Source organism: bacterium (genome assembly GCA_030649055.1).
GTDB lineage: Bacteria > Patescibacteriota > Minisyncoccia > UBA6257 > JAUSGH01 > JAUSGH01.
The window spans coordinates 1-7,217 of sequence record JAUSGH010000008.1 but is presented as its reverse complement, the minus strand read 5'-3'; the positions used below and the strand labels follow the sequence as shown (position 1 = coordinate 7,217).

The following is a 7,217-nucleotide window of genomic DNA, read 5'->3' as shown; positions in this document are numbered from 1 at the left end:
CATTCGGAATAGAATCTGCGAAGGGCTTGGCGGTCTCGGCATTACGCTTGATCAAGAAAAAAATAATCGGATGGTAAGCGTTGACGCGCTTATCAACAGTGAACACTCCCCCGTCAAAATCGCAGTCATAACCACCGACGAACCGGGTCAAATGGCAAAAGAAACTATGGAATTGCTACATAAGTAAAAATAGTTCATCCCGCCTCCAGAATCTAGGATGGCGGGATGATTGACCAGTAGGACCAGCCGGGCTGCGCCTTATCCGGACGCGTGCGCCGCAGACACACCTTCCCCTTGAAACGCACCTCAAGAAGATAGCCGTAGTTCACCGAGCGAAGCACGCTCTCGGTGATTTCCGGAAGCTTCGGGTCATCCGGATTTTCATACGGCCGGCCGACGATGTGCATGCGGCCATACGGACATTCCGGAGTTTTGGGGTACATGCGCCGATACTCCAGCGCCCAATGCTTTCCCCACAAATATTCGCGTGTTTTCTCAACCACAAAAAAGAACACTTCTTTGCCGTTTACGCGGATGGAGTATCCGCCTTGCACCGGCGTAATCGCGAGGTTGTCGCGCTTCCGCAAGACGCAATGCACACGAGTCGCCCCGCCCCTCGCGCCGACATCGCGGACGAAGAGATACGCCGGCTGATAGTGTTTGAGCGACGCTTGGATGCTTCGCTCACGACTGCGCCCGTCCAAGTCGTACTGTTCTGCCATCGCTCGCTCCTTCATACCGACAAAGTGTCACGCTCCCAACAGCATACCACACCGTGCCTAAAGATGGGTTTTGTGCTATGTTAATTGCAGCAAACCCGTCGCAATACCGCCAATCTCACAAGGAGAACAGCCATGTTGTTGGGTCTGGTAGAAATGCTGCTCAAGCAGGTGGTTGGGAAGCTCACTGAGGTCGTCACACTGCTCAAGGAAACCGTCACGCTGCTTCGCGAGGTGAAGCAGCTGCTGGAAGAGCAGAAAAACAAGAAGGGCGACAAGGGTCGCTCGTAGATCGCGCAACCGCTCCGGCAATCGGGGCGGTTCGTGTTTTTAGGGAAACGTCGCCCTACTAATACTATCTGCGCTCATACACCACGAACGAATACGCGTACGGATTCTTCTCGTCAGCGGCGTGCGGCTCGCGGCTCACCTCGCGCCATTCGTTTTTATTAAACTCGGGAAAATATACATCGGCCTGAAACGCGTGGTTCACTTCGGTCACGTACAGTTTTTGCGCACGCGGCAACACAGCCGCAAAAATCTCTCCGCCGCCGATGACAAACACCTCGCCCTCACCCGCGCGCACGAGTGCTTCATCAAACGACTGCACCACCTCGCACCCGGGCGCCACAAAATCTTTTTGCCGCGTGATGATGATATTTTTCCGTCCCGGCAGGGCGCGGCCGATGGATTCATGGGTTTTACGGCCCATGATAATCGGGTGCCCCATCGTCACTTCCTTAAAGTGCCGCAAATCCGCCGGCAACGTCCACGGCAAGCCGTTTTTTAATCCGATACCTCTCCTGTTATCTAGCGCGACGATAAAAGAAAGCATAATCGCTTACGCCTTTCTCTTCCCTAATTTCTCCATAATATCCTTCTCCTTCTCCAGAATTTTCTCCTCCGTGCCGCGACGGGCAATGTTATATTCCTTCATATCCACGAGCATTGCGGCGCAAAGCGACGGGAATTTTTCTTTTGCCAGACGGTATTTTTCCTGCTCAATAAAGCGATAGTTCGGGTGGCCCTGCGAGATGGTGCGGAGTTCCGCTTCCCAAAAGAGTTCGCGGAAATTCTGCCACTGATAAAACCTCACGCGGTAGGCCATCGGCACCACGTACTGCGCAAGCTCGGGATCCAGCTTTTCCACCTTGCGGAAGAATTTATCGGCTGATTCCATTGCTTTTTTATAGTGGCCTAGAAGCTTTGCCTCAACAAGTTCCTTCGGCACATCATAGCCGTGATGTGTGGAAAAAAGCTGCCGCTCCTGCGTCATCATGCGATGGCGGTGTAGGTCGCGGTACGCGCCCGCGTCCATCGTAATTTCATACCGCAGATACGAATTCTCGAACGCGCGGCCGACTTTGTGCCAACGCGCCTTGCGCCCGGAAAGATACGAGGCGAAGAGGGCGGTTTTTTCTTTTTGCGATAAGCGTTTCACCGCTTTCACGGAGGCTGCCCAGCCGCCATGCAATTCCGGGAATAATATTGAGGCAAGAATTTTTGTTTCAGCATCAGGGTCATAGTCCACGAGTTTCACTTCCGCCTTATCGCCGGCTTCATGCAACGCCGCCCCTATTTTCTTTTTCGCCGAACCAATAAACTCCCGCACCGAGGCACGCTTCCCCGCCAAATACCCCTGGTACTCCTGTGATTTTTCATCCATAACACGCAGCAAAAGCGACGGGATTTCTTTGTCCAGTTCGCGCTTCACCTCACGCGAAATCCAACGCAACTCACCCAATTGATGTTTTGAGGTGCGGTTAATGAGGTACTCCAAGGCCTGTGCGTTGCCGCGAAACGCGACTTGCGAGAGCGTCGCCATGGGCAGGAGACCGCGCAAGGTGTCAAACGCTTTTTTCTCCAGCACTGAATCCTTATCGTTGTAATTTTTCTTGAGCCACTCCACCATCGGCGGGAGCAGCTGTGTGTAGGTATCAAAAAGTCCGTCCAGCGTTTGGCGATAGGCGCTCGTGATTTTCAGGCGGTCAAGATCCGGTTCTGGGATGTAGTAAAGATAACGGCCGTTAATTTTATTGCCGAAGTTCACATAGCGGGTTGATTTTTCAATCGGTTCAAGCCCCACGCGCTGGTCTTCAATAAATTTCATCGCGACATTGGAGATGCCCCAGAAGACCAAATGTGTGCCGGTCATCTGCGCGATGGAGTCGTCGCCGTACTGCGAAAGCCACTTCGCGTAAAACGCCTGCGCGCGCTGGTTGTTCAAAATGTTTTTGAATCCGCGCGTGCGCAAAAACTGCACCGTATCTTCCAGTTCTTTCGCAAGTTTTTTGTCTTCGCCGTCAACAATCGGATAGATGTATTCTTTGAGCAGCACCTCCAGCAAAGAGCTTGCGGCGCGGCTGGCGCGGCTGCACAAGGCGCCCGTAATCTCCGGCGGCAAGGTTCCCAAAAGCACCGACACGAAGCCGTCGATGTTTGTGGCAAATGGTTCCAGATACGTTCGGTCACGCTCGGTCCAGTGGTACGGTGAAAAATCCGGCGTATACGCGGCGAGATTGTTATCTTTATTAGCAGCCATTGTTCTGATTATAAATGATGCAGGCCCCCGACGACAACCTTGTCGCGGGGGCCTTGCGAACGAACGTCTAGTCGATGTTGTGCGGAGCGCCGGGAGAACGCTCGTCCTCCTCTTCCGCCGGACGATCCTGCGGATTCTCCCCAGGACCAAACTCCCAGTCGGGAGGGTATACGGTTTTCAGTGTGCAACCACACCCCGGACCCATGCTCACGAAGACCGTGCGCGGGATCTGATCAGGCGTCGCCATACGCGCAATGTTCCGGCTAATGCGGTTGAGCGTGTCGTCGAATGACTCCCGAACCTTGCGGCGATCAACCATGATGAACCTCCTCCAATTGCGATGCTGCATTCAGAATAATGTAAGATTGCCACGTCGTCCACTGCTGTGGCCTCCTCGCAATGACGGACCTAAAAATCCCGAAACCGCTAACGGCTCAACGGGCGGGCGCCGTTGAGCCGTTCAGAAATGAGCATTTATCAATCAAAAACCGGTCGCCTAGGGCGACCGGTTTTTGTTCCCTTGCTTTCTTGTTTTCTTGCTTCTTTGCTTTCTTGACGCTAGTACTCCCCCATTCCCCCCATCCCGCCCGCTCCGGGCATCGGCGGAGTTTCTTTCTTCGGAATCTCCGTGATTGCCGCGCCGGTAACAAGATAGTTGCTCGCAACCGAGAGCGCGTTCAGAAACGCGGTCTTCGTGACTTTCAGCGGGTCAATGATTCCGGATTTTCGCAAGTCACCAATTTCGCCTTTGTCGGCGTTAAATCCTACCCACATGCCGTCACTTTTCGCCGCGGCTTTTTGTTTACCGAGTTCCGACATAATCACCGCCGGCGACTGGCCGCTGTTGGTTACAATCGCGGTCAAAGGCGCTTCCAACGCGTGCATTAGAATTGCGCGCGCGGCTTTTATTACCGGCGCATCATCACCTTTCGCGCCTGCTTTTTCCGTCTGGAACACGTTAAACAGCGCAATGCCGCCGCCCGGCACAATTCCTTCCTCCATCGCGGCGCGGGTTGCCGCAACCGCATCCTCCACACGCTGTTTCAATTCTTTTTGTGCGGACTCCGTCGGCGCGCCGACTTTCAACACGGCAACTCCGCCGGTCAATTTACCGACACGTTCCTGCAATTTTTCTTTATCGTATTCGGAATCGGTCTTTTTGATCTGGGCTTTGAGCTGCGTCACGCGCTCATCAATCGTTTTTTTGTCGCCCGCGCCGCCGACAATAGTTGTATTGTCTTTGTTCGCCACCACCCGGTGCGCATGGCCTAAGTCGCCAATCTCCACGTCTTCAATCTTTTTACCGAGTTCTTCGGTCACGAGCGTCGCTCCGGTTACCGCCGCCAAGTCCTGCAGCATTTCTTTCTTCCGGTCGCCGAATCCCGGCGCTTTCACCGCGACTGCGGTGAAGATTCCCCGGATTTTATTAACCACGAGCGTGGCGAGTGCCTCGCCGTCAACGTCCTCCGCGATCATCACGAGCTCCTTCTTCCCTTGCTCAACCAGCTTCTCAAGCAACGGGAGCATTTCTTTAATTGAAGAAATTTTCTTGTCCGTGACAAGAATCAACGGCTCTTCCAACGCCGCCTCCATGCGTTCCGCGTTCGTCACCATATACGGCGAGATATAGCCGCGGTCAAACTGCATACCTTCAACGACTTCGTACGAATTCGCCGTGGTGTTGGAGTCCTCAATGGTTACCACGCCATCGCGGCCAACTTTATGCATCACCTCGGCAATCAGTTTACCAACGGAGGCATCTTTTGCCGAAAGCGTTGCAACTTCTTCAATCTTTTTGTTGTCGTTAATGACCTCGCGCTGGGATTCCAAATTTTTCACGACTGTCGCGCCCGCGGCTTTCAACTCTTCCGCAAGCTGGATGACGTTGAATCCTTTTTCGCGGATAGTTTTTTCGCCCTCGTCAATCATGGCGTGCGCCAAAACCACGGACGTGGTGGTGCCGTCACCCACGTTGTCGTTTGTTTTGTCCGCCGCCTGCTTAATAAGCTCGGCGCCGAGATTTTCAAATTTATTCTCCAGCTCAATTTCTTTCGCAACCGTCACGCCGTCAAAAGTTACCTGCGGCGCGCCGTAACCCTTTTCAATCACCACCGCCCGGCCACGGGGGCCAAGCGTCATCTTTACCGCTTCGGCGAGCTTATCAATTCCTTTCTTCATCGCCGCGCGGGCGTCTTCGTTAAAAAGTAGTTGTTTTGCCATACATTAATTAGAAATTTGAAATTAGAAATTAGAAATTGCTTGCCATTACTCGATAATGGCAAGCACGTCATCCTCGTCCCCGACGAGATATTTTTTTCCTTCAACTTCAATCTCGTCTGGACCGTATTTTTTAAAGAGTACCGTTTGGCCGACCTTGACCGACATCGGGATGCGCTCCCCTTTTTCGTTCAATTTCCCCGGCCCTGCCGCCACAACTTTGCCGAGCATCGGCTTTTCACGTTCCGCGGAATCCGGAAGCACGATGCCGGACTTTGTTTTTTTATCCTCCGTCGCCGCTTCTATAAAGAGATGATTTGATAATGGGTTAAACATGTATAGTGTTCACGAATATCGCAAATCAGGGGCTAAAAATAACGCGAATAACTCCTTGCGCCCATGTCCTATTCGCATTATTAATGTAGCCAAGATTCGCGTCATTCGCGATTACTCTTTGGCACTCCCGACTGAAGAGTGCTAATACCCTTCAATGTACGGTGCGACGACTATCTCTGTCAAGGGGTAAAATGGTAACTGCTCACAACCTTGAGTACGTCGGTATTCGTCATTGCGAGGTAATCCGAAGCAATCTTACATAGATATTCATAAAGATAATAAAGTAAGATTGCCGCGTCGCCTGCTGGCTCCTCGCAATGACGCGATTACTCAGTCTTGTGAGCAGTTACGTAAAATGGCAAACCCGGGCTCTGCGCTGTCGTTCAGACAGAGTCCGGGTTCACGAATACTTCGCGATAGAGCAACTTCCCATGGTTGTTCAGCACGATGACGAAGACCTTTTTCGCGCGCCACGGAAGCCCCCCATGCGTGGCAGTATCCACCATCACGTGAAAGCGAATGGAGTGCGGGCTATCCGTGTCGCTCGTGATTTCACGAAGCGGCACCCACCACCATTTACCGCCGAACCTCACCATCCACTCAAACTCCGAATCACGCCCGTCCGGATCGGCAAACCAGAAGCGCCAAAGAAACGGCTCGGCGCTCCCAAACATGTAGAGGCATTGGGCGCGAATCCGGTCATCGTTCTTGTGATGACAGAACTGCACGCGACCCGCGCGGACGTCGTCCGGATTCCCTTTTCCGGGCGGTATGATGTTCAATACCCAGTCCCCTTCCCCGGCGGACTCGGTGAAAGAAAGCGGACAAGGATCACCGTCCTCCACCCATGCCGGCAATATGCCGGACGGTTGCAGAATCATTGCGCACCTCCAACATACATCAGACCACTCCTCTCACCGTAACGCCCTGCATGGCGGTGCGTCAATGACCGTTATTTTCCGAAAATGTGCTACCTTCCCAACCGGACGCCCAACAACGCCTTCAATTGATTGAAAATAGCGAATAATTGTTCCATGATTTCCTCCACCGCTTTTGACACATCAACTTCTCGTACCGATTTTTGCTCTCGCAGAACAACCTCGCCAATTGACGCACCGTTTAATTCCATCATCTTTAGCACCGCCTCTCCATCCCCTCCTTTTGCATTCCGCGGAGTGAACGTGAGCTCGTATGAACCGGCGGGGAGCGTTTCATGCAATAGCTGATTTCGCGGTACAAAACGATGGAATTTTTTCATCACCTCTTCACGTTTACCATTCTCTACTTTTGCGACAGCAACGGTGACGCCACTTAATCCTACGTTATAATTTTCCGGTAGTGGCGCGACGCCGAACGTCACGCGGTGCAATCGCTTAGCCGCATCAATAAGTTGCGTAGCGATG

10 protein-coding genes are annotated in these 7,217 nt (G+C 52.9%); 2 read left to right on the top strand and 8 right to left on the bottom strand.

What is annotated here, in order from left to right:
- Positions 1-187, top strand: a 187-nt coding sequence (locus tag Q7R85_02130; protein ID MDO8584901.1) for an acetate kinase, incomplete at its 5' end; no start/stop codon positions are given.
- Between the two features lie 25 nt (positions 188-212).
- Here the strand turns inward: Q7R85_02130 and Q7R85_02125 are convergent.
- Positions 213-722 (bottom strand): hypothetical protein, encoded by a 510-nt coding sequence (locus Q7R85_02125; GenBank protein MDO8584900.1) that lies wholly within the window; start codon positions 720-722, stop codon positions 213-215.
- 132 nt (positions 723-854) lie between these two features.
- Here Q7R85_02125 and Q7R85_02120 point away from each other — a divergent pair, with 132 nt between their 5' ends.
- Positions 855-1,010 carry a hypothetical protein gene (locus tag Q7R85_02120; GenBank protein MDO8584899.1) on the top strand — a complete coding sequence of 52 codons (156 nt, stop codon included), beginning with the start codon at positions 855-857 and terminating at the stop codon, positions 1,008-1,010.
- A gap of 64 nt (positions 1,011-1,074) precedes the next feature.
- Here Q7R85_02120 and Q7R85_02115 read toward each other — a convergent pair whose 3' ends face one another.
- The 7 genes from Q7R85_02115 to Q7R85_02085 all read right to left on the bottom strand — a co-directional run.
- Positions 1,075-1,554 (bottom strand): dihydrofolate reductase, encoded by a 480-nt coding sequence (locus Q7R85_02115; protein MDO8584898.1) that lies wholly within the window; start codon positions 1,552-1,554, stop codon positions 1,075-1,077.
- 6 nt (positions 1,555-1,560) lie between these two features.
- Positions 1,561-3,261, bottom strand: a complete 1,701-nt coding sequence (locus Q7R85_02110; protein MDO8584897.1) for an FAD-dependent thymidylate synthase — start codon at positions 3,259-3,261, stop codon at positions 1,561-1,563.
- Positions 3,262-3,328: 67 nt separating this feature from the next.
- Positions 3,329-3,580 (bottom strand): hypothetical protein, encoded by a 252-nt coding sequence (locus Q7R85_02105; protein MDO8584896.1) that lies wholly within the window; start codon positions 3,578-3,580, stop codon positions 3,329-3,331.
- A gap of 239 nt (positions 3,581-3,819) precedes the next feature.
- Positions 3,820-5,481 (bottom strand): chaperonin GroEL, encoded by a 1,662-nt coding sequence (groL, locus tag Q7R85_02100; GenBank protein MDO8584895.1) that lies wholly within the window; start codon positions 5,479-5,481, stop codon positions 3,820-3,822.
- A 45-nt stretch (positions 5,482-5,526) separates the two neighbouring features.
- A complete protein-coding gene (locus Q7R85_02095; protein ID MDO8584894.1) occupies positions 5,527-5,814 on the bottom strand; it encodes a co-chaperone GroES in 288 nt (95 codons plus the stop codon).
- Between the two features lie 383 nt (positions 5,815-6,197).
- Entirely contained in the window at positions 6,198-6,695 is a 498-nt protein-coding gene (locus Q7R85_02090) for a hypothetical protein (GenBank protein MDO8584893.1), read from the bottom strand.
- An 89-nt stretch (positions 6,696-6,784) separates the two neighbouring features.
- Positions 6,785-7,217, bottom strand: a 433-nt coding sequence (locus Q7R85_02085) for a hypothetical protein (GenBank protein ID MDO8584892.1), incomplete at its 5' end; no start/stop codon positions are given.

Bases quoted from the DNA above. Each gene is read 5' to 3' on its own strand.
- Q7R85_02090 (MDO8584893.1), bottom strand. From the start codon at position 6,695: ATGATTCTGCAACCGTCCGGCATATTGCCGGCATGGGTGGAGGACGGT.
- groL (MDO8584895.1), bottom strand. From the start codon at position 5,481: ATGGCAAAACAACTACTTTTTAACGAAGACGCCCGCGCGGCGATGAAG.
- Q7R85_02115 (MDO8584898.1), bottom strand. From the start codon at position 1,554: ATGCTTTCTTTTATCGTCGCGCTAGATAACAGGAGAGGTATCGGATTA.
- Q7R85_02095 (MDO8584894.1), bottom strand. From the start codon at position 5,814: ATGTTTAACCCATTATCAAATCATCTCTTTATAGAAGCGGCGACGGAG.
- Q7R85_02120 (MDO8584899.1), top strand. From the start codon at position 855: ATGTTGTTGGGTCTGGTAGAAATGCTGCTCAAGCAGGTGGTTGGGAAG.
- Q7R85_02105 (MDO8584896.1), bottom strand. From the start codon at position 3,580: ATGGTTGATCGCCGCAAGGTTCGGGAGTCATTCGACGACACGCTCAAC.
- Q7R85_02110 (MDO8584897.1), bottom strand. From the start codon at position 3,261: ATGGCTGCTAATAAAGATAACAATCTCGCCGCGTATACGCCGGATTTT.
- Q7R85_02125 (MDO8584900.1), bottom strand. From the start codon at position 722: ATGGCAGAACAGTACGACTTGGACGGGCGCAGTCGTGAGCGAAGCATC.